Source organism: Thalassococcus arenae (assembly GCF_019104745.1).
GTDB lineage: Bacteria > Pseudomonadota > Alphaproteobacteria > Rhodobacterales > Rhodobacteraceae > Thalassococcus_B > Thalassococcus_B arenae.
Map to the genome: position 1 here is coordinate 803,577 of NZ_JAHRWL010000002.1, position 19,280 is coordinate 822,856.

Annotated in this window: 17 protein-coding genes and 2 tRNA genes; 6 read left to right on the top strand and 13 right to left on the bottom strand. The window is 65.7% G+C overall.

Translation table 11 applies throughout. From position 1 onward, the window contains the following. The first annotated feature begins 21 nt into the window (after positions 1-21). Positions 22-1,425: a methyl-accepting chemotaxis protein gene (locus KUH32_RS15225; protein WP_217779454.1), complete on the top strand. Its 1,404-nt coding sequence runs from the start codon at positions 22-24 to the stop codon at positions 1,423-1,425. A 173-nt stretch (positions 1,426-1,598) separates the two neighbouring features. Here the strand turns inward: KUH32_RS15225 and KUH32_RS18590 are convergent, their stop codons facing one another. The 5 genes from KUH32_RS18590 to sciP all read right to left on the bottom strand — a co-directional run bounded on the left by KUH32_RS18590 (position 1,599) and on the right by sciP (position 7,177). Then, on the bottom strand, positions 1,599-1,721 hold the full coding sequence (locus KUH32_RS18590) for a hypothetical protein (protein ID WP_284438345.1): 123 nt from the start codon (positions 1,719-1,721) through the stop codon (positions 1,599-1,601). Between the two features lie 96 nt (positions 1,722-1,817). Continuing rightward, entirely contained in the window at positions 1,818-3,908 is a 2,091-nt protein-coding gene (recG, locus tag KUH32_RS15230) for an ATP-dependent DNA helicase RecG (protein ID WP_217779455.1), read from the bottom strand. Beyond that, a complete protein-coding gene (ligA, locus tag KUH32_RS15235) occupies positions 3,905-6,016 on the bottom strand; it encodes an NAD-dependent DNA ligase LigA (RefSeq protein WP_217779456.1) in 2,112 nt (703 codons plus the stop codon). Before ligA ends, recG begins: the two co-directional genes overlap by 4 nt. Before the next feature lie 68 nt (positions 6,017-6,084). After that, positions 6,085-6,801 (bottom strand): response regulator transcription factor CtrA, encoded by a 717-nt coding sequence (gene ctrA, locus KUH32_RS15240; RefSeq protein WP_217779457.1) that lies wholly within the window; start codon positions 6,799-6,801, stop codon positions 6,085-6,087. Positions 6,802-6,898: 97 nt separating this feature from the next. Continuing rightward, positions 6,899-7,177 (bottom strand): CtrA inhibitor SciP, encoded by a 279-nt coding sequence (gene sciP / locus KUH32_RS15245; protein WP_217779458.1) that lies wholly within the window; start codon positions 7,175-7,177, stop codon positions 6,899-6,901. A gap of 121 nt (positions 7,178-7,298) precedes the next feature. Between sciP and mnmA the strand changes: the two genes are divergently transcribed. Then, positions 7,299-8,435 (top strand): tRNA 2-thiouridine(34) synthase MnmA, encoded by a 1,137-nt coding sequence (mnmA, locus tag KUH32_RS15250; protein WP_217779459.1) that lies wholly within the window; start codon positions 7,299-7,301, stop codon positions 8,433-8,435. A gap of 264 nt (positions 8,436-8,699) precedes the next feature. Here mnmA and KUH32_RS15255 read toward each other — a convergent pair whose 3' ends face one another. The 4 genes from KUH32_RS15255 to KUH32_RS15270 are packed head-to-tail and all read right to left on the bottom strand — an operon-like array spanning position 8,700 to position 12,970. Continuing rightward, positions 8,700-9,908, bottom strand: a complete 1,209-nt coding sequence (locus tag KUH32_RS15255) for a beta-ketoacyl-[acyl-carrier-protein] synthase family protein (protein WP_217779460.1) — start codon at positions 9,906-9,908, stop codon at positions 8,700-8,702. After that, positions 9,905-10,165, bottom strand: coding sequence for an acyl carrier protein (locus KUH32_RS15260; protein WP_217779461.1), 261 nt, complete (start codon positions 10,163-10,165; stop codon positions 9,905-9,907). Before KUH32_RS15260 ends, KUH32_RS15255 begins: the two co-directional genes overlap by 4 nt. A 38-nt stretch (positions 10,166-10,203) precedes the next feature. After that, a complete protein-coding gene (gene lpxD / locus KUH32_RS15265; RefSeq protein WP_217779462.1) occupies positions 10,204-11,295 on the bottom strand; it encodes a UDP-3-O-(3-hydroxymyristoyl)glucosamine N-acyltransferase in 1,092 nt (363 codons plus the stop codon). 34 nt (positions 11,296-11,329) lie between these two features. Next, positions 11,330-12,970, bottom strand: a complete 1,641-nt coding sequence (locus KUH32_RS15270) for a L,D-transpeptidase family protein (protein ID WP_217779463.1) — start codon at positions 12,968-12,970, stop codon at positions 11,330-11,332. A 323-nt stretch (positions 12,971-13,293) separates the two neighbouring features. On the opposite strand from KUH32_RS15270, the gene mepK reads away from it, so the two are divergent. After that, positions 13,294-13,860: a peptidoglycan L,D-endopeptidase MepK gene (gene mepK / locus KUH32_RS15275; RefSeq protein WP_217779464.1), complete on the top strand. Its 567-nt coding sequence runs from the start codon at positions 13,294-13,296 to the stop codon at positions 13,858-13,860. A gap of 119 nt (positions 13,861-13,979) precedes the next feature. Here mepK and KUH32_RS15280 read toward each other — a convergent pair. Together KUH32_RS15280 and KUH32_RS15285 are read right to left on the bottom strand one after the other, a co-directional pair. Beyond that, a tRNA-Asp gene (locus KUH32_RS15280) sits at positions 13,980-14,056 on the bottom strand. Between the two features lie 36 nt (positions 14,057-14,092). Beyond that, positions 14,093-14,169: transfer RNA gene (locus KUH32_RS15285), tRNA-Asp, on the bottom strand. Positions 14,170-14,600: 431 nt separating this feature from the next. Between KUH32_RS15285 and KUH32_RS15290 the strand changes: the two genes are divergently transcribed. The 3 genes from KUH32_RS15290 to KUH32_RS15300 all read left to right on the top strand — a co-directional run bounded on the left by KUH32_RS15290 (position 14,601) and on the right by KUH32_RS15300 (position 16,888). Beyond that, positions 14,601-15,428, top strand: a complete 828-nt coding sequence (locus tag KUH32_RS15290; protein WP_217779465.1) for a LytTR family DNA-binding domain-containing protein — start codon at positions 14,601-14,603, stop codon at positions 15,426-15,428. Positions 15,429-15,541: 113 nt separating this feature from the next. Then, positions 15,542-16,000 (top strand): c-type cytochrome, encoded by a 459-nt coding sequence (locus KUH32_RS15295; protein WP_217779466.1) that lies wholly within the window; start codon positions 15,542-15,544, stop codon positions 15,998-16,000. A gap of 6 nt (positions 16,001-16,006) precedes the next feature. Then, on the top strand, positions 16,007-16,888 hold the full coding sequence (locus tag KUH32_RS15300; protein ID WP_217779467.1) for a c-type cytochrome: 882 nt from the start codon (positions 16,007-16,009) through the stop codon (positions 16,886-16,888). Between the two features lie 4 nt (positions 16,889-16,892). Here KUH32_RS15300 and lipA read toward each other — a convergent pair whose 3' ends face one another. Both lipA and KUH32_RS15310 read right to left on the bottom strand, forming a co-directional pair. Beyond that, positions 16,893-17,843 (bottom strand): lipoyl synthase, encoded by a 951-nt coding sequence (gene lipA / locus KUH32_RS15305; RefSeq protein WP_217779468.1) that lies wholly within the window; start codon positions 17,841-17,843, stop codon positions 16,893-16,895. A gap of 219 nt (positions 17,844-18,062) precedes the next feature. Then, positions 18,063-19,166 carry a DUF6456 domain-containing protein gene (locus tag KUH32_RS15310; RefSeq protein ID WP_217779469.1) on the bottom strand — a complete coding sequence of 368 codons (1,104 nt, stop codon included), beginning with the start codon at positions 19,164-19,166 and terminating at the stop codon, positions 18,063-18,065. Between the last annotated feature and the right edge of the window lie 114 nt (positions 19,167-19,280).

Here is a 19,280-nt window from a genome sequence, read left to right on the forward strand (position 1 = left end):
GAAATCCGCAGGACGAACCACATGCAGCACGATCGCGAACTTTCCGCCCCCGATCACAACCGGATACTGGCCGATCTGACCCGGGCCGCCACCGGTCTGGGGCGGGAAACGGTGGATGTCGATGCGTTTCTGGCAGGGCTCGACCACCAGTGCCGCGAACAGCAGGCCGCACTGACCGAAGCGCATCAAGGCACCGAAAACGTCGCCGCCGCCAATGCCCGGGCCCTGGATACGGTGCGCGAGATGGCCCGCCACGCCGCCGATACCCTAGCGCATCTGCAGGACAGCACCGCGCATCTGGCCGCCAGCACGGACAACGCCCGCGCGCTGGCGGAATGGGTGCAGTCGGTGCATCGCGACAGCACCCAGGTCGAAGACATGCTGGGCGATGTCAACGCCAGCACCGCTCAGATCTCGTCGATCGCCTCGCAGGTGAACATCCTGGCCATCAACGCCAAGATCGAGGCCGCCCGCGCCGGCGATGCCGGTCGCGGCTTCGCCGTCGTGGCCGAAGAGATCAACGCCCTCAGCCGCCAGACATCGGTCGCGGCTTCGCAGATCGCCGTTTCGATCGGCCGGATGACGACCTGGCTTCAGGCACTGAATTCCGGCGCCATGGAAACCTCGGACACGGCAGCGCAGTTGCTGGACAGCGGGTCGGCCACAGATGCGGCGCTCAGTTCGATAGAAACCCGGGCCAAGGCGCTGCAGGTCGATGCGACCGGGATCGAAAAGGACGTCGCGACCACCAATGCCGCCGTCGCGCAGCTGCGCCCGGCCGTGCAGGACATGCGCCGTTCGGTCGACGCGGTGGCCAGCGGCGTCGGCGAAGCCAACCGCCGCTGCACGGTCCTGGTCGACACCTCGGAAGGCATCCTGCAACACGCCGTCGCCCTTGGCGGCACGGGCGAGGACGCGGCGATGATCACGCTGGTTCAGGATCGTGCCGGCCAGATCGCCGAGGCTTTCGAAGCGGCGCTGACCCGTGGCGACATCGGCTGGAACGCGCTGTTCGATACGCGCTACCAGCCGATCCCGGGCTCGAACCCGCAACAGGTGCTGACCGCCTTCACCCGCCTGACCGATGCGCTGTTGCCGGCCATCCAGGAACCCGTCCTGCAAACCGACGACCGCGTGGTATTCTGCGCCGCGGTGGACCGGAACGGGTATCTGCCCACGCATAACCGCAAGTTTTCCCAACCCCAGGGCGACGACCCGGTCTGGAATACCGCGCATTGCCGCAATCGGCGCATCTTCGACGATCGGGTCGGGCTGAAGGCGGGGCGCAACACACGGCCATTCCTGCTGCAGGTCTACCGCCGCGACATGGGCGGCGGGACCTTTGCGATGATGAAGGACCTGTCGGCGCCGATCACTGTGCGCGGCAGGCATTGGGGCGGGCTGCGCCTGGCCTACCGGTTCTGACAAAAAAACCGCCGCACTCCGATCGGGAGGCGGCGGAAAGTGGCGTGTTCCGGTCGGGTCGGGCCCGCTCGCGAATTCTCCGGAGGTCAGGTGGACCGGAGGGGACAGGCAGGCCGTATCGGGACAGGGGATACGGGCAAGGCGGGCCGCTCGGAAGTCACGCAGGCAGAAACTCAGATCATGGCAGGCAGGTGCAGCGCCCCCACGAGGATCACGGCAAGCGAGACGGCGCCGATGGCATCCTGGACCAGGGTGGCCTCGGCCCGGATCAGGGCGGATTTGACGATGTCATACATGGCGGCGTCTCCGTCTTGGCTATCTGTTGCCTCTTTGTTCTCACATGATTAACGACATGTAAAGAACTTTTTGAGAACAAAGCGGAACAAAGCGGGTCAACCCACGGAAATCAGCCGGATCGCCTCGTCCTGGCGCATCAGCCACAGCAGCAACCGCGCCGCCTGACCGCGTGGCGATCTTAGCGCCGAATCCTCGGACAACAGCAGCCGCGCATCGCTTTGCGCAATCGCCATGAGTGCTGCCTGATGCTCGAGATCGGCGATGCGGAACCGTGGAACGCCGGATTGCGCGGTGCCGATCAGATCACCTGCCCCGCGCATTTCCAGATCGGCCTCGGCGATGCGAAACCCGTCCTCGGTCTCGCGCAGGATGGTCAGTCGCTTTTCACCGGTTTCCGAAAGCGGCGGTTGATACATCAGCAGGCAGGTCGACGCGCCTTCGCCCCGGCCGACCCGGCCGCGCAACTGGTGCAGTTGCGCAAGGCCGAAGCTTTCCGCGCGCTCGATCACCATGATCGTGGCGTTGGGCACGTTGACGCCCACTTCGATCACGGTCGTGGCGACCAGAACCGCCGTTTCGCCGGCCACGAAGCGCGCCATCGCGGCGTCCTTTTCGTCGCCCGGCATCTGCCCGTGAACAAGGCCGACGACCCCCTCGCCCAAGGCCGCGCGCAGGTGTTTGAACCGGTCCTCGGCCGCCGTCAGGTCGACGGCCTCGCTTTCCTCGACCAGCGGACAAACCCAATAGGCCTGACGGCCGTCCGCCACGGCCTTGCGCAGGTGATCCAGAACCTCATCCAGCCGCGCCGACGACACGAGCGCGGTCTTGATCGGCTGCCTGCCGGGCGGTTTTTCGTCCAGCACCGACACGTCCATGTCGCCATAGCTGGCCAGTGCCAGCGACCGCGGGATCGGCGTCGCCGTCATCACCAGGACGTCCGCGCGATATCCCTTCTTGGCCAGTTCCAGCCGTTGCCGCACCCCGAACCGGTGCTGTTCGTCGACGATGGCCAGGCGCAGATCGGCAAAGTCGACATCGGCCTGGAACACCGCGTGCGTGCCGACAAGAACCTGGATGTCGCCGCGCGCCAGGGCCGCCAGCTTGGCCTTGCGTTCGGATCCCTTGTCGCGGCCCGTGAGCAGTTCCAGCACCACGCCCGCCTGCTCGGCCAGCGGCCGAAGCCCCTCCAGATGCTGGCGGGCAAGGATTTCGGTCGGCGCCATCATCACTCCCTGCCCGCCCGCCTCGACCGCGATCAGCAGCGCCAGGAACGCCACCAGCGTCTTGCCGGCGCCTACATCGCCCTGCAACAGCCGGTTCATCCGCTCGGGCGCCTTCATGTCGGCCGCGATTTCGTCGACCGCGCGGGCCTGCGCGCCTGTCAGCGCATAGGGCAAGGCGTCGAGCACCCTGCGCCGCAATGCCCCGTCGCCGCGGGTTTCGCGCCCCTTGCCGCGACGGCGGTCGGCGCGCGCAAGCGCCAGGGTGATCTGGTGGGCAAAGAATTCGTCATAGGCCAGCCGCCGCCGCGCGGGCGCATTGGGCGCGAGATCGGCGGCGGATTGCGGCGCATGGGCGGCACGCAGCGCATCGCCGAATCCGGGCCAGTCTTCCTGCGCCTTCAGGGCCGGATCGATCCACTCCGGCAGGTCCGGCAGCCGCGTCAGCGCATCGGCGACGGCCCGCGCCATCAGCTTTTGCGTGACACCCGAAGTCAGCGGATAGACCGGTTCGAAGGCCGGCAGCGTGCCGGCCTCGTCGGGCGGCAGGACGTGGTCGGGATGCACCATCTGCGGCACACCGTCGAACAGTTCCACCCGGCCAGACACGACGCGGCGCTGACCGGTCGGCAGAAGCCGCGCGAGATAGTCGTCGCGGGCGTGGAAATAGACCAGCTGGAACCGGGTTTCGGCATCGTCGACCTCGATCCGGTAAGGCGCGCCGCGTTTGCGCGGTGGGCGATGCTGGCCGATCACGACTTCGACGGTCAGCGTGTCGGGCAAGACCGCGCCGCGGACGCTGGGCCGCTTTTGCCGGGCGATTCCGGAATGCGGCAGTGTCATCAGCAGATCGCGCGGCGCCGTGACGTGCAGCGCCTCGAGCGCCTGCGCGGTCTTGGGGCCGATCCCGTCCAGCCCGGTCAGGGCCGAAAACAGCGGCCAGAGCGCTTCGGGCCGTCCGCTCATCCGCCGATCAGGGCCAACCAGGCCTCTTCGTCCATCAAGGTGACCCCCAGTTCGCGGGCTTTCTTTTCCTTGCTGCCCGCGCCCGGCCCGGCCACCACGATATCGGTCTTGGCCGAGACCGAGCCCGACACCTTGGCGCCCAGGGCTTCGGCACGCGCCTTGGCCTCGGCGCGGGTCATCTTTTCCAACGTGCCGGTGAAGACGACGGTCTTGCCCGCGACCGGGCTTTCCGAGGCCGGCCGTTCGGCATCCTGCACGTCCAGATGGGCCACCAACCGGTCGATCGAGGCACGTTCGGCCGTCTGGTTCATGGCCGAGACCAGCGATTGCGCGAGCACCGCACCGACGCCGTCGATCGCCATCAGGTCGTCCCAGGCCTCACCCGACATCGGCGCGGCCGCGACCATGGCCTGTTCGAACGCCGCCCAACTGCCGTAATGGCGCGCCAGAAGGGTCGAGACCTGTTCCCCGACATGCCGGATGCCAAGGGCAAAGATCAGCCGGGCCAGCGGGATGCGGCGGCGCTCGTCTATGGCGGCGAAGAGGTTGGCGGCGCTTTTCTCGCCCCAGCCCTCGCGGTTCTTCAGCTGTTGCATTCCGCTGCCATAGCGGTCCTGCAGGGTGAAGATGTCGGCGGGTTCGCGGATCCAGCCGTCGCGGTGGAATTGTTCGACCTGCTTGGCGCCCAGCCCCTCGATGTCGAAGGCCGCGCGGGATACGAGATGTTTCAGCTTTTCAACGGCTTGTGCCGGGCAGATCATACCGCCACTGCAGCGGCGCACCGCATCGCCCGGTTCGCGGATCGCGTCCGAACCGCATTCCGGGCAGGTTTGCGGAAAGACAAAGGGCTGCGCGTCCGACGGCCGTTTGGACAGGTCGACATCGGCCACCTTGGGGATCACGTCGCCGGCGCGGTAGACCTGCACCCAGTCGCCGACGCGGATGTCCTTGCCGTCGCGGATCGGGTTTCCGTTCGAATCGCGCCCGGCGATGTAGTCCTCGTTGTGCAACGTCGCATTCGAAACCACGACGCCGCCGACGGTCACCGGCGACAGGCGCGCCACCGGCGAAAGCGCCCCGGTTCGGCCGACCTGAATGTCGATGGCATCGAGCCGGGTCCAGGCCAGTTCGGCCGGAAACTTGTGCGCGATGGCCCAGCGGGGCGTGGTCGAGCGGAACCCGAGCCGGTCCTGCAGGGCAAGGTCGTCGACCTTGTAGACCACCCCGTCGATGTCATAGCCCAGGGTCGCGCGCTGCGCCTCGATCGCGCGGTAATGGGCAAGCAAGGCATCCAGACCGCGGCACAACTCGGTCAGCGGATTGGTCGGAAACCCGAAGGCCGCAAGCCGGGCTATGGCCTCGTGCTGGGTTGCGGCCAAAGGCGCGGAAAGCGCCCCCCAGGCATAGGCGAAAAAGCGCAGCGGCCGGGACTTCGTGATCGCGGGATCCAGTTGGCGCAGCGATCCGGCGGCGGCGTTTCGGGGGTTGGCGAAGGTCTTGCCGCCTTGCCGCGACTGGCGCGCGTTCAAATCCGCAAAGTCGGCATGGCTCATGTAGACCTCGCCGCGCACCTCGAGCAGGTCCGGCGCACCGTCGATCGTTTCAGGAATATCGGCGATCGTGCGGGCATTGGCGGTGACGTTTTCCCCGACCTCGCCATCCCCCCGTGTCGCCGCGCTGACCAATTGGCCGTTTTCATAACGCAGCGACAGCGACAGACCGTCGATCTTGGGTTCGGCGGTAAAGTCCAGCGCCGCGTCGTCAGGCAGTCCGAGATAGCGGCGGATTCCCTCGACGAAATCGGCCACATCGACATCGTCGAAGGCGTTGGACAGCGACAGCATCCGCACCGCGTGCCGCACCTTGGCAAACCCTTCGGAAGGCGCGGCGCCGACCTTGTCGCTGGGGCTGTCGGGCCGTTTGAGATCGGGAAACCGCGCCTCGATCTCGGCGTTGCGGCGTTTCAGCCGGTCGTATTCGGCATCGGAAATTTCCGGCGCATCCTCGGCGTGATACGCGGTGTTGGCCCGGTCCAACAGTTGAGTGAGACGCGCCAGTTCGGCCCTTGCCTCGGCCTTGTCCAGCGATGCGACCGATTTTTCCGCCACGCGCGCCCCCCCGCTTCACCGGTTCCGCGTCCAGTGATAGGGGGGCGGCGCGCCTTGGTCCAGAGCGGTCAGGCGCTGGCGGCCATGGCGGCGTCGGAGGTGGCTTTGGGCGCGGGATCGCGCAGGACGTATCCGCGCCCCCAAACGGTTTCGATGTAATTGCTGTCGCCGGTCGCTTCGCTGAGCTTCTTGCGCAACTTGCAGATGAAGACGTCGATGATCTTGAGTTCCGGTTCGTCCATGCCACCGTAGAGATGGTTGAGGAACATCTCCTTGGTCAGGGTCGTGCCCTTGCGCAGCGACAGCAATTCGAGCATCTGGTATTCCTTGCCGGTCAGATGCACCGGCTTGCCGTCGACTTCGACCGTCTTGGCATCGAGGTTGACCGAGACCTTGCCGGTCTGGATCACCGATTGCGAATGCCCCTTGGACCGGCGGATGATCGCGTGGATGCGGGCGACCAGTTCATCGCGGTGAAACGGCTTGGTCAGGTAATCATCGGCGCCGAACCCGAAACCCTTGATCTTGTTCTCGGTATCGTCGGCGCCCGACAGGATCAGGATCGGCGTTTCGACCCGCGCCAGGCGCAATTGGCGCAGCACGTCGTGTCCGTTCATGTCGGGAAGGTTGAGATCGAGCAGGATCAGGTCGTAATCATACAACTTGGCGAGATCGATGCCTTCTTCGCCCATGTCGGTGGCGTAGACATTCAGATTGGCATGGTTCAGCATCAGTTCGATGCTCTTGGAGGTTGTCGGGTCGTCTTCCACCAGAAGGACACGCATCGCGGGACACTCCACTTGTTTCAAAACTCGTCCTGCGCAAACTGTCCGAAATTAGTTAACGCCCCATTACCATAGATAAGCGTGCGACCGGCGCAACCTAAGGTTGCCGAAAGCGCTGAATCAGTGTCGTCTTGAGCGCGGTTTCTCCATGACGCTCGACCGCGTTCATCCACAATTCCAGTTCTTCTTCGCTCAACCCGTAGCGATCCTGCGCCTGGGCCGCCGACAACAGGCCGTGGCGCACCGCGCGGACGACTGCCGCCTTGCGCGACGCCACCCATCGCGTCGTGTCGACCGGGGGAAGGTCGGCGCGGGTCATGACCTGACCGTCTGGCAAGGTCACGGCGCGCGGGCCGTCGATTTTCCTCAGATACATAGCCGTCACCCTCACTTGTACCGTCGCCATGAAACCCGGGCGCGCTTAACGGTGGATAAAACCGCCCCTTGAGAGTGTTTCGGATTTTCCTATATTGCGGCGGTTCCTGAAGGAGACCCCGATGCTCGATGCCAGGCTGAACTCGCTTGGGCTGCCCAAGGCGCCTGCGGATACGCGGGTCGTCGTCGCCATGTCCGGCGGCGTCGACAGCTCGGTCGTGGCCGCAATGCTCAAGGACGAAGGCTATGACGTCGTGGGCGTCACGCTGCAGCTCTACGATCACGGCGCGGCGCTGGCCAAGAAGGGCGCCTGCTGTGCCGGTATCGACATCCACGACGCGCGCCGCGTGGCCGAGGACATGGGGTTCCCGCATTACGTTCTGGATTACGAGAACATCTTTCGCGACGCGGTGATCGAGGAATTCGCAGACAGCTACCTGGGCGGCGCCACGCCGGTGCCCTGCATCCGCTGCAACGAACGGGTCAAGTTCAAGGATCTGCTGGAAACAGCCCGCGACCTGGAGGCCGATTGCATGGCCACAGGGCATTACATCCAGCGAAAGATGGGCAAGCACGGCGCCGAACTGCATTGCGCCGCCGATGCCGCCCGGGACCAGAGCTATTTCCTGTTCTCGACCACGCCGGAGCAGCTGGATTTCCTGCGCTTCCCGCTGGGTCACCTGGCCAGCAAGGCGGCAACCCGAGACCTTGCGGCGAAATACGGGCTCGCGGTGGCCGACAAGCCCGACAGCCAGGACATCTGTTTCGTTCCCGACGGCAACTACGCCGCGGTGATCGAGAAGCTGCGCCCCGGGTCGGCCGAACCGGGCGAGATCGTGCATGCCGATGGCCGGGTGCTGGGCACCCATCGGGGTGTGATCCATTACACGATCGGCCAGCGCCGCGGCCTGGGTATCGGCGGGCTGGACGAGCCGCTTTATGTCGTCCGCCTCGATGTCGACAGCCGACGCGTCGTGGTCGGCCCCAAGGACATGCTCGCCACCCGCACCATCCCGGTGCGCGAAATCAACTGGCTGGGCGATGCGCCCTTCGACAGCCGCACCGAATGGCCGCTATCCGTCAAGGTCCGCTCGACCCGCCCGCCGCGCGAGGCGATCATCCGACCGCTGTCGCCGACCGAGGCCGAGATCGAACTGCTGAGCCCCGAAGAAGGCGTCAGCCCGGGCCAGGCCTGCGTCTTCTACGACCCGGCCAGCAGCCGCATCTTCGGCGGCGGCTGGATCTGGCGGGGGCGCTGATCTTCCTGGAAACGCTTTGGGGACCGTCTCGACGTGAGGGGCCAGCCCCTCACACTCCCCGGAGTTTACGGGCAAGATGAAGGGCCAAAGCGGCGCGCGCGCCGGATATGGCCGGGAACCCCTGCATCTTCATCTTGCCAGATAAACTTCCGCCGGAGGCTCCCGCCGCAACTCACAGTCTCGGGCGGTCGGACGATGCGGCGCGCCGACACGGGCGGCGAGGCACAGCCGAGATATCCTGTGCGCCGCAGGCGCGCCTTTGGATCAGACCCGGCCCAGGGCCAGAACGGCGTTCAGGCCGCCGAAGGCAAACGCATTGGACAGGACGACATCGACCTCGGCTTCGCGGGCCTCGTTCGGCACCACGTCGAGCGCGCATTCCGGGTCGGGTTCCTCGTAACCGATGGTGGGCGCGATCACTCCCTCGCGCAGCGCCATGATGCAGGCCAGCAGCTCGACCGCGCCGGTGCCGCCGATCAGGTGGCCATGCATCGACTTGGTCGACGAGATCATCAGCTTGTCGGCATGGGTGCCGAACACATCCGCGACCGCGGCGCATTCCGTCTTGTCGTTGGCCGCCGTGCCGGTGCCGTGGGCGTTGATGTAGCCGACGCGTTCCCTGGCGATGGCGCCGTCCTTGAGCGCGCCCGAGATCGCCCGCGCGGCGCCCTGCTTGCTGGGCATCACGATATCGGCGGCGTCCGAAGTCATGGCGAATCCCAGGATCTCGGCAAGAATTTCCGCGCCGCGGGCCCTGGCGTGGTCGTAGGATTCGAAAACGAAGACCCCCGCACCTTCGCCCTGCACCATGCCGTTGCGGGTCGCGCTGAACGGGCGGCAGGCGTCCTTGGACATCACCCGCAGACCTTCCCAGGCCTTGATCCCGCCGAAGCACAGCATCGATTCCGACCCGCCGGTGATCATCGCGGTGCACAGCCCCGAGCGGATCATCTGAAAGGCCTGCCCCATGGCGTGGTTCGAACTGGCGCAGGCGGTGGCGACGGTGAAACTGGGCCCCTTGAGGTTGAATTCCATGCTGACATGGCTGGCGGCGGCGTTGTTCATCAGCTTGGGCACGATGAACGGATGCACCCGGTTCTTGCCCTCTTCATAGACCGCTCGGTAATTTTCATCCTGCGTGGTCAGCCCGCCGCCCGAGGTGCCCAGCACCACGCCGGACCGGTTGGCCAGTTCGCCGGCGAAACTGAGCCCCGCCTGCGCCACCGCCTCGCGTGCGGCCAGCAGGGTGAACTGGGTGAACCGGTCGTAGAGGGCCAGTTGCTGGCGGTTGAAAACGCTTTCGGCCTCGTAGTCGCGCACCTGGCCACCGATGCGGATCGACAGGCGGTCGACGTCGCGCATCTCGAGCGGACCGATACCGCAGCGGCCTTCGCGCATCGCTTCGAGCGTCTTGGCCACGTCATGGCCCAGGGCGTTGATCGTGCCGGCACCCGTGATGACGACGCGCGTCACGCGGCCTTCTCGGCGATCAATCGTTCGATGCCGGCGATGATCTTTGCCACCGACGAGATGTCGAAATCCGAATTCTGCGGCTCGTTCGCGTTGAAGGGAATCGAGATGTCGAACGCCTCTTCGATGGCGAAGATCGACTCGACGAGGCCGAGGCTGTCGATGCCGAGCTCTTCCGGCGTGCTGTCCGGGGTCACGTCCGAAGGCTCAAGCAGCGCCTGCTCGGCCAGGATTTCGATCACCTTGCTTTGGACATCCATGGGACCGGCCCGCTCCTGTTTCGCATTCGGGCGGAGATTTAGTCATTCGACCCCGGATTGGAAACCGCTTTCTTGAGGAATGCGACGTCACGGAAGAGCCGTGGCAGCCGCCGGAGCGCCTTGTAGCTTTCGATATGGGCATCCATCTTCATCGCCGGATAGCCCAGCATCACCCGCCCCGCCGGCACGTTGGACAGCACCACCGTCGCGCCGCCCAGGATCACCCGGTCGCCGATCACCAGGTTGTCGGACACGCCCGATTGTCCGCCCAGCACGACGTTGTCACCGATCACGGTCGACCCCGCCACGCCGACCTGAGCGCAGATCAGGCAATCGCGGCCGATGCGCACGTTGTGTCCGATCTGCACGAGGTTGTCGAACTTGCAGCCGTCGCCCACCTCGGTGTCGCGCACGGTGCCGCGATCGATGCACGAATTGACGCCCAGCTCGACATCGTCGCCGATCCGCACGCCGCCCAGCGAATGGATGCGCGCCCAGGCCTGCGGCGCCTCGGTGCCTTCGCCGCCCAGCGAGGCGCGGGCCTTTTCGACGCCGGACGGTTCCGGGGTGACAAAGGAAAACCCGTCCGCACCCACCACCGCGCCGGGCTGCGCGATGAACCGGGCGCCGATGCGCACCCGCGCGCCGATCCGCACACCCGCATGCAGCAGCGCGCCCGACCCGATCTCGGCCTGCCATCCGATCTGGCAATGCGGACCGATCACGCTGCCCGAACCGATCCGCGCCTGCGCCCCGATCACCGCCAGCGGACCGACCGAAACGCCGTCGCCCAGTTGCGCCGAGGGGTCGATCACCGCGCTTGGATGGATGCCGGCCGCATAGCCCTGGCCTGCATCCATCATCGCCGAAAGACCCGCCATCGCATAGCGCGGCCGGACCGCGAGGATCGCGGCGCGCAAGCCGAGGCTCCGCCAATCCGCGCCGTCCCACAGCATCGCAGCGCGGGCGGCGCCCTGCCCGATCTGCTGTGCATATTCCGGCTTCATCGCCAGGGCGAGCCCGTCGGCGGGGCAATCCGCCGGCTCGGCCAGGCAGGAAACGGCGATGTCGGTTTCGCCCTCGGCTCTCAGGCCAAGTGCTGCCGCGATCTCGGCAATCGTGTAGGACATGATCTTCCCTCGCGGCTTTCTTCCCGCGAGCGATTTAGCCTCCGGACCGGCGCAGCGCCACCCCTTCGCGTTCCAGCAACGCCCAGACCAGCGCATCGCGGCCATAGACGTCGTCACGGAACTGCACGGGGCCCTTCGCCCGGGTGAACGCGGTGCGGTAGATCAGGTGCACCGGCACCGGCTGGTCCAGATTCACCCGGCGTTCGCTGCCGGTGCGCAGGATCGACTGGAACAGCCCCTGCGGATCGTCGCTCTGTTTCGCCAGCAGCGCATAGGCGAAATCGTGCGGATCGCTCAGGCGCACGCAGCCGTGGCTGTAGGTTCGAACCTCGCGGGCGAAGAGATGCTTGGACGGCGTGTCGTGCAGGTAGATGTTGTACTGGTTGGGGAACATGAACTTGACCGTCCCGAGGGCGTTTTTCGGCCCCGGCGGCTGGCGCATGCCATAGGGAAAGGACGCCGCGGTATATTGTGAAAAGCCGCGGGCCCGGCTGACGGGCCCGTTGCGGCCCAGGATCTGCAGGTGCCCGACCGCGTTGGGATTGCGGCGCAGCAGCGGCAGGTATTCCTTCACCACGATCGATCGCGGTACGTACCACGACGGATTGATGACCATGAATTCCATCTGGTCGGAAAACTCGGGCGTGCGGCGATCGACATCGGCGTGACCGACGACCGACCGCGTCTGGAAGGTCAGCTTGCCATCATCGATGATCTCGGCGTGGAAATCGGTGAGATTGACGCGGATATGCCGCTGGCCCAGACCGTCGGGCAGGTTCAGCCACCGTTCGCGTTCCATCGCGACGATGATCGACTTGAGGCGCGCCTCCGGCTCGACGTTGATCGCAGCCAGCGTGGCACCGCCCGCGACCCCGTCCTGTTCCAGTCCATGCGAGGCCTGGAACGCCATCACCGCGTTGCGCAGCGCATCGTCGTAATCGGCGCTGAGCGATGTTCCCAGATATCCCATCGCCATCAGGCGATTGCGCAATGCCACGACCGCAGGCCCGGTTTCGCCGGGCTCGATCTTGGTTCCGGGCACGGTCGGACCCCAACCACCCTGCGCCAGGGTGCGCTCCAGCATGAGCTTGACGCGTACGAGGCGGGTGTATTCGGGGCTGGTCGGCGCCAGGCCGCGGAATGCCGCCTGCGGGTCGTCCTGCACCAGCCGGGCCAGCAGTTGCGACGCATCGCGCCGCGGCGGGCTGCGCTTGACGCCCTCGACCTTGCCGCGCGGATCGATCAGGCCCGATTGCAGCGCGTTGGCGAAGTCGATGTAGAGCTTCGAAAGCCGGATCTCGAGCGCGCCACGGTCGCGTCCGGTGCGCGCGGCCGCCAGATCGCGCATCACGGCATCGGCATCGAACCGGCGTTCCGGGAGTCCGTGATCGCCGGCCATCGAAAAGGCATCGAGCAGAGCCGCGCGCCGTGCCCGGTCGGCATCGCTGGCGCCGGTCCAGATCGGCGCGAAATCGCGGCTTCGGTAGAACTCCGCGATCGCGACGTCTTCGGCGGCAAGACCTTCGGCCAGCGCCTGCTTGTAGGCCGTGAGCTTGAGCGCAGCCAGATCGGATTCCATCGCCGGCGCAGCGCCTGCCAGCAGCGCGGCCACGGCAAGCCCCGAAATCCCGGCACGCATTTTCGAAATGAACGACGTCGCAATCGACATGAACATACCCGTTATCGTGAACTGTTCGACAAGTCCTTTGTCGAACATGGGGTTGGCGCTGTCCATTCACAAACGCTCCAGAGTTTTTCCAAGCCCGCTGGCCGGGTCGAAAGACGCATTTCTGTGACCGCTTTGCAGCACCGGCGAAAGAAAGCGCGATTTGAGCGAATTCTCGCCCAAAACCCTTGCTTGGGGGTAGATCGGCCAGTTCGTTCTTTCGGCAGTAACCGATTCGTGCCATAGAACCCCTGCATCTGGGGAGATGGCAGGCCTGCACAACGATGCGGGCGCGACAGGTAAATCGGGACTACGGGACAGGCAGTTCTTTCATGACGGATTCCTCCAGCAGCCTCACGCGGCGCGGCCTTCTTGGTGCATTCGCCGCAACCTTGGTGACAGCGGCCCCCACCTATTCGAACGCGGCGGGTTTCCTGCGCGGCGGTGGCGATATCCGGCGCATCCGGATGTATTCGGCACGCACCGGCGAACATCTCGACATGATCTACTGGATCGAAGGGCAATACATTGCCGACGCGGTCAAGGAAGTGAACTATTTCATGCGCGACTGGCGCAACGACAGCGTCAAGTCGATCGACACGCGGACCATCGACATCATGACGGCCGCGCACAACCTTCTGGACAGCTCGGAACCCTATCTGCTGATCTCGGGCTATCGCAGCCCGCAGACCAACGCGATGCTGCGGTCGCGCTCCAGCGGTGTCGCCAAGAACTCGCGTCACCTGCGGGGCGAGGCGGCGGATCTGCGGCTCAGTTCGCGTTCCGTCAGCCAGATCGCGCGCGCAGCGGCCTCGTGCCGGGCGGGCGGCGTCGGGCGCTATTCGTCGTCGAACTTCGTGCACATGGATTGCGGCCCGGTCCGGTCCTGGGGCCGCTGACCGGCCGAACGCCAGGACGGCGCAATACCGGCAGGGCCGGCGGGTGCCGGTTCAGAACATGACCCGAACGTGACATGCCGCCCGAGGGGCGGCTTTTTCGTGCGTGATGTCAGGGAAAATGGCGCGGTTGACGGGGCTCGAACCCGCGACCCCCGGCGTGACAGGCCGGTACTCTAACCAACTGAGCTACAACCGCGTTGTCGCGTCGGACCCGTCCCGTCGGTGGCAGTGGTGGCGCGGTTGACGGGGCTCGAACCCGCGACCCCCGGCGTGACAGGCCGGTACTCTAACCAACTGAGCTACAACCGCTCACTGCCATCCGGGGCTTGGCCGCCGGCGTGAGAGGCCTTGTATGGCCGGCTCCCTGCCCCGTCAAGCGCTTTCCCCCGTCCGCCCCCGGCATTTTTCGGCGCCATGTCGCAAAACCGTGGCACGCCGGTCACGACCACCGGAAACACCCGACAGCGCAGGGAATCGCCATAGGCCGGCCGGACGGATGCGGTGCATCGTGATGGGCTTTTCCTGCAGCCGGGGTCCCGTTCGCCCGAGCCCCGAATGCCGTGCCACACAGAAAGGATGCACGGCCTTCGCCGATGCGCCCGGGCACGCGGCGGTCTCGGTACGATCGGCCGCCGCATGGTGCGGGTCCGCAATATCGACGGTCGCTCCTTGATTGCGGTCCGCCGTGCGATACCGTTTAACGGCGAAGGGTCGTGGCACAGGGAAGGGCAGCGCACGCGATGCAGACAGCTCTGACATACCGGCCGCTGGTGCTGGACTTGCTGGGCAAGCCCGTCGACTTTTCCGTCACGGAGTTTCTTGCCCTTCTCACCAGCCGGCCGGGCAAGGGGTATCTTTTCCTGGTGTTGGTCGGTCTTGCGACAACCGACCCGCCGCGTCTGATCGGGCATATCAGCACGGCACAGTTGATCGCGATCTGGTGTCTCGCACTGTTCCTGTTTCTTGCCGGTATCGTCGCCTTGCTGCTGTTGACGGCATGGGTGCAATTGCGTTTTCGATCATTCCCGGTGCCCCTGCCCCTGCTCAGTTTCCTGTCGTTGTTTCCGACCATCGTGTTTTGCGAGTATGTCATCGTTTATCTCAGCAACGGCAGCCGGCCGCCCGAAATCCCGGAGCGCTTGCTGCTGTTCTTCCTGACGGCGCAGGTGTTCGAGACGCTGTTCCTGCGCTATGTGCGGCCCTTGGCCGAAGAACCGGCCGCATCGGTTCCCGAACCCGGCCGGGCCCTGCTGATCGGCGCGGAACAGGTGCCGCTGGACGCCGTGCATTATATCGAGGCGCAGGAACACCGCGTGAACGTGGTCACCGACAGCGGCCCGCTCACGCATCGTGCAAGGTTGTCCGATATCGTTGCACAGACGCGGGCCGAGGACGGTCTGCAGCCGCATCGGTCCTGGTGGGTCGCCCGCCACGCGGCGGACCGCCTGGAACGCGATGGCGGGCGTTTCGTCTTGCGGCTGGGTTGCGGCACCCGTGTTCCCGTGGCGCGGACGCGTCTCGATGACGTGCGGGCGTGGTTGAGCGCATACCTGCCGACAGCCCTTTGATCCACTGCTCACGAGCGCGTGAGGCCGGATAGGCGCGCGCCTCGTGCTGTGACAGACTTCCCCTACGTAAAAGACGTTTCGGACCCCGACGTCCGCCAACCAGGAGAACCTTCATGTTCCGTGCCTTCATTGTCGCCACATCTGCCACCGCCGTTCTGGCGACCGCCGTCATGGCGCAGGATTTCAGTGCCGAGCTGAAAGCCCGTCAGGGTCAATTCCGCATTCTCGCCATCAATGTCGGCATCCTGGGTGGCATGGCGAAAGGCGAAATCGCGTATGACGCCGAATCCGCACAAGCCGCCGCCGACTCGATCGTCGCCGTTTCGATGGTCAGCCAGGCGCCGCTCTGGCCGGCCGGGTCGGACAACATGTCGATCGACGGCACCCGCGCGCAGCCGAACATCTGGGAAAACCTGCCGGATGTCATGACCAAATGGGGTGCGCTCGGTGACGCCGCCAAGGTGATTCAGGCCGCCGCGGGCGAAGGCCAGGCGGCACTTGGGCCGGCCCTCGGACAGCTCGGCGATGCCTGCAAGTCCTGCCACGACACCTATCGCGCGCCGGCCAACTAAACGGTGATGCGCCGGTTGGCGACAATCCTTGCGGCGGCGATCTTCGCCGCCGCTCTCATCGGTTGGCTCGTCACCGGTCCCGATCGGCTGTCCGCGGCCGAAACCCCGATCGATGCCGGGGATGCCACCCGGGGCGCACTGGTATTCGCGGCCGCCGGCTGCGGTTCGTGTCACCATGCGCCCGAAGCCGAGGACAAGACCGTTCTTGCCGGAGGACAGCGGTTTCCGTCGGATTTCGGCACCTTCGTCGCCCCCAACATCTCGCCCGATCCCGATCACGGCATCGGCGGCTGGGATCTGACCGATTTCGCGAACGCGGTGATGCGCGGCGTGTCGCCGGACGGGCAACACTATTTCCCCGCCTTCCCCTATACCGCCTACGAGAAGATGACGCCGGGCGACCTGGCCGATCTGTGGGCCTTTCTGCGCAGCTTGCCGCCCTCTTCCGAACCCAGCCAGCCACACGAGGTGGGATTTCCCTTCAACATACGCCGCGCTGTCGGAGGCTGGAAGCTGCTCTACCGCGATCCCGACTGGGTGCTCGAGACCGCGCCTGGCCCCGAGGCCGAGCGCGGACGCTACCTGGTCGAGGCCCTGGGCCATTGCGGCGAATGCCACACGCCGCGGGACATGCTTGGCGGGCTGGACCGGGCGCGCTGGCTGCGTGGTGCGCCGAATCCGTCCGGCACCGGAACCATCCCGCCGCTGACGCCCGACAAGTTCACCTGGTCGGCTACCGATATCGCCTATTATCTCGAAACCGGGTTCACGCCGGATTTCGACAGTGCCGGGGGGCACATGGTCGCGGTGATCGACAATTTCGCCAAGCTGCCCGCCAGCGACCGACAGGCCGTCGCGGCCTATCTCAAGGCGCTGCCGGCACCCTGAACCGTCACGTCTGCGCCAGCTTGGCCTCGCGAGCGGCGCGCAGGCGGGCGAAATCGTCACCCGCATGATAGGACGACCGCGTCAGCGGCGTGGCCGACACCATCAGGAACCCCTTGCCGTAGGCCGCCTTTTCGTATCCCGCGAATTCCTCGGGATCGACGAAGCGGTCGACGCGGTGATGTTTGGGCGTCGGCTGCAGATATTGCCCGATGGTCAGGAAATCCACGTCCGCGGCGCGCATGTCGTCCATCACCTGTTGCACCGCCTGCCGGTCCTCGCCCAGGCCGACCATGATGCCCGACTTGGTGAAGATCGACGGGTCGATTTCCTTGACCCGCTGCAACAGGCGCAGCGAATGGAAATAACGCGCGCCGGGACGCACGGTGGGATACAGACCCGGAACCGTCTCGAGATTGTGGTTGAACACGTCCGGCTTGGCCGCGACCACGATTTCCAGCGCGTCGGGGCCGCATTTCAGGAAATCCGGTGTCAGGATCTCGATCGTCGTGTCGGGCGAGCGGTGCCGCACGGCACGGATCGTCTGGGCGAAATGCTCGGCGCCGCCATCGTCGAGGTCGTCGCGGTCGACCGAGGTGATGACGACATGGTTCAGAGACAGCTTCTTGACCGCATCCGCGACCCGGCCCGGTTCGAACACGTCAAGCGCGTCGGGCCGGCCGGTGGCGACGTTGCAGAAGGTGCAGCCGCGCGTGCAGATCTCGCCCATGATCATCATCGTGGCGTGGCCGGCATTCCAGCACTCGCCGGCGTTCGGGCAGCCCGCCTCTTCGCAGACGGTGACCAGCTTGTGTTCTCGCAGGATGCGGCGCGTGGTGTTGTAACCCTCGCCGCCCGGCGCCTTGACCCGGATCCAGCTGGGCTTTTTCGGCTGGGCATTGTCCGGCCGGTGCGCCTTTTCGGGATGACGCTGATCGGGCATTTTGAGGTCGCGCATCGGTTATTCCCCGCGAAGTCGGATTTCGATCCTTTTACCATAGGGAAGCGCAGGGGGAATTGCGAGTAACGCATAGCTGTCCTGCGGCAGCGTATCCCCAAGTTAGCGAGTGCCCCTGCGCACTTTATTGCTTGTGTTCAAAAAGTTACCCCCGGAGAAGTGCGGTTTCTCCGGGGGGTTCACTGCAAATCGGGCATCGTTTGGCGCTGCGACAAAGCGTCAGCCGATCAGGTCGCCACCGTCCTTGGCGCGTTCGGCATAGTGGCGGCGCAGGCGTTGCAGCGCGATGCGAAGGACGATCTTGCCCGAACGCGCCGACCAACCCATGCGCTTTTCCGTGGTCTCGAGCCCCTCGAGATAGCAACAGCAGCGCAGCGCGACATCGCCCAGACCGGGGCCGAGGTCGCGCAGTGCAGACAGCATCCGTTCGCGGGCCCGCGCCGATCCCGGTTGTGCTGCCGCGGCGTCCGTCCAGCGATCGCCGGCGACAAGCTCTGCCCAGCTTTCGTCTTCGTCGAAACCGACTTGCGCCAGTTCGTAGTCCTCGCGCAGCCGTTCACCCGCCGCAACCAGGGCTTCCTCGAGGAACGGTTTGCCGGTCTTGTCGCGACGGCGCGACAAGATCGCCAGCGGGCTTTCGGCGGCGCCCGACCGTCCCCGGCGCGTCGCGGGATCGCGTTCCATGTCGTCCAGCGCCTGTTCGACCGCGCGGCTGTTTTCGAACCCCGCCTGGGATTCCGCGAACCCGCGGATCCGGCTTTCCTTTTCCGCCACGATCCTGTTGAACGCCGCCCGGCCCGATGCGGTGATGCGGTAGCGCGAGATGCGCCCCGGAGCATCACAGTGAATCCACGCCTTCAACGCCATCGCCTCGGCGACGGGCGCATCCACAACGGCGGTGCGCATGGTCGAGCCTTCGCCGTTGTCGCGGACCACAACCGCCTTTTCCATATCCGCGGCCACTGCCAGCATCGCGCCGCTCTCGCAAAGTCGATGCAAGACCCGGCGCGCTTCTCGCAGCAATGTGGCCTCGTCAAGCGCGACCGCGTCGGTCTGGTTATGCCTGGTCATCTCGCATTCCTTCTTGCCGTTGGGATCCGGCGGAAGGCAAAGCTGCCGCAGCGCGGCGTCGACCAACGGATCGTCGCGGCGGGTCTCGATCTTGCGCACCTTGCGCAAGACGGTTGACGCGTGGCATCCGAGTTCGCGTGCCAACGCGCGGATCGGCCGGCCATTTTCGGTATGTGCGAGATACAGCCGTGCCGCTTCCGGAACCCAGCCCGGCAAGTTTTCCGATCCCGAGTGATACGCGCTCGGTGCCATCGTCCCGTCCCCTTCGTGCCAGTCTTGTTCACAGTCTTTTCCACAGGCAGCGCAACCTATCCGTGTGTTTGTTACCGGTGGGTTAACAGAAGAACCGTGCAAGGATGATTGTTT

Coding starts and splice junctions, on each gene's coding strand:
- KUH32_RS15225 (WP_217779454.1), top strand. CDS start 22: ATGCAGCACGATCGCGAACTTTCCGCCCCCGATCACAACCGGATACTG.
- KUH32_RS18590 (WP_284438345.1), bottom strand. CDS start 1,721: ATGTATGACATCGTCAAATCCGCCCTGATCCGGGCCGAGGCCACCCTG.
- recG (WP_217779455.1), bottom strand. CDS start 3,908: ATGAGCGGACGGCCCGAAGCGCTCTGGCCGCTGTTTTCGGCCCTGACC.
- ctrA (WP_217779457.1), bottom strand. CDS start 6,801: ATGCGTGTCCTTCTGGTGGAAGACGACCCGACAACCTCCAAGAGCATC.
- sciP (WP_217779458.1), bottom strand. CDS start 7,177: ATGTATCTGAGGAAAATCGACGGCCCGCGCGCCGTGACCTTGCCAGAC.
- mnmA (WP_217779459.1), top strand. CDS start 7,299: ATGCTCGATGCCAGGCTGAACTCGCTTGGGCTGCCCAAGGCGCCTGCG.
- KUH32_RS15260 (WP_217779461.1), bottom strand. CDS start 10,165: ATGGATGTCCAAAGCAAGGTGATCGAAATCCTGGCCGAGCAGGCGCTG.
- lpxD (WP_217779462.1), bottom strand. CDS start 11,295: ATGTCCTACACGATTGCCGAGATCGCGGCAGCACTTGGCCTGAGAGCC.
- KUH32_RS15270 (WP_217779463.1), bottom strand. CDS start 12,970: ATGTTCATGTCGATTGCGACGTCGTTCATTTCGAAAATGCGTGCCGGG.
- mepK (WP_217779464.1), top strand. CDS start 13,294: ATGACGGATTCCTCCAGCAGCCTCACGCGGCGCGGCCTTCTTGGTGCA.
- KUH32_RS15290 (WP_217779465.1), top strand. CDS start 14,601: ATGCAGACAGCTCTGACATACCGGCCGCTGGTGCTGGACTTGCTGGGC.
- KUH32_RS15295 (WP_217779466.1), top strand. CDS start 15,542: ATGTTCCGTGCCTTCATTGTCGCCACATCTGCCACCGCCGTTCTGGCG.
- KUH32_RS15300 (WP_217779467.1), top strand. CDS start 16,007: ATGCGCCGGTTGGCGACAATCCTTGCGGCGGCGATCTTCGCCGCCGCT.
- lipA (WP_217779468.1), bottom strand. CDS start 17,843: ATGCGCGACCTCAAAATGCCCGATCAGCGTCATCCCGAAAAGGCGCAC.
- KUH32_RS15310 (WP_217779469.1), bottom strand. CDS start 19,166: ATGGCACCGAGCGCGTATCACTCGGGATCGGAAAACTTGCCGGGCTGG.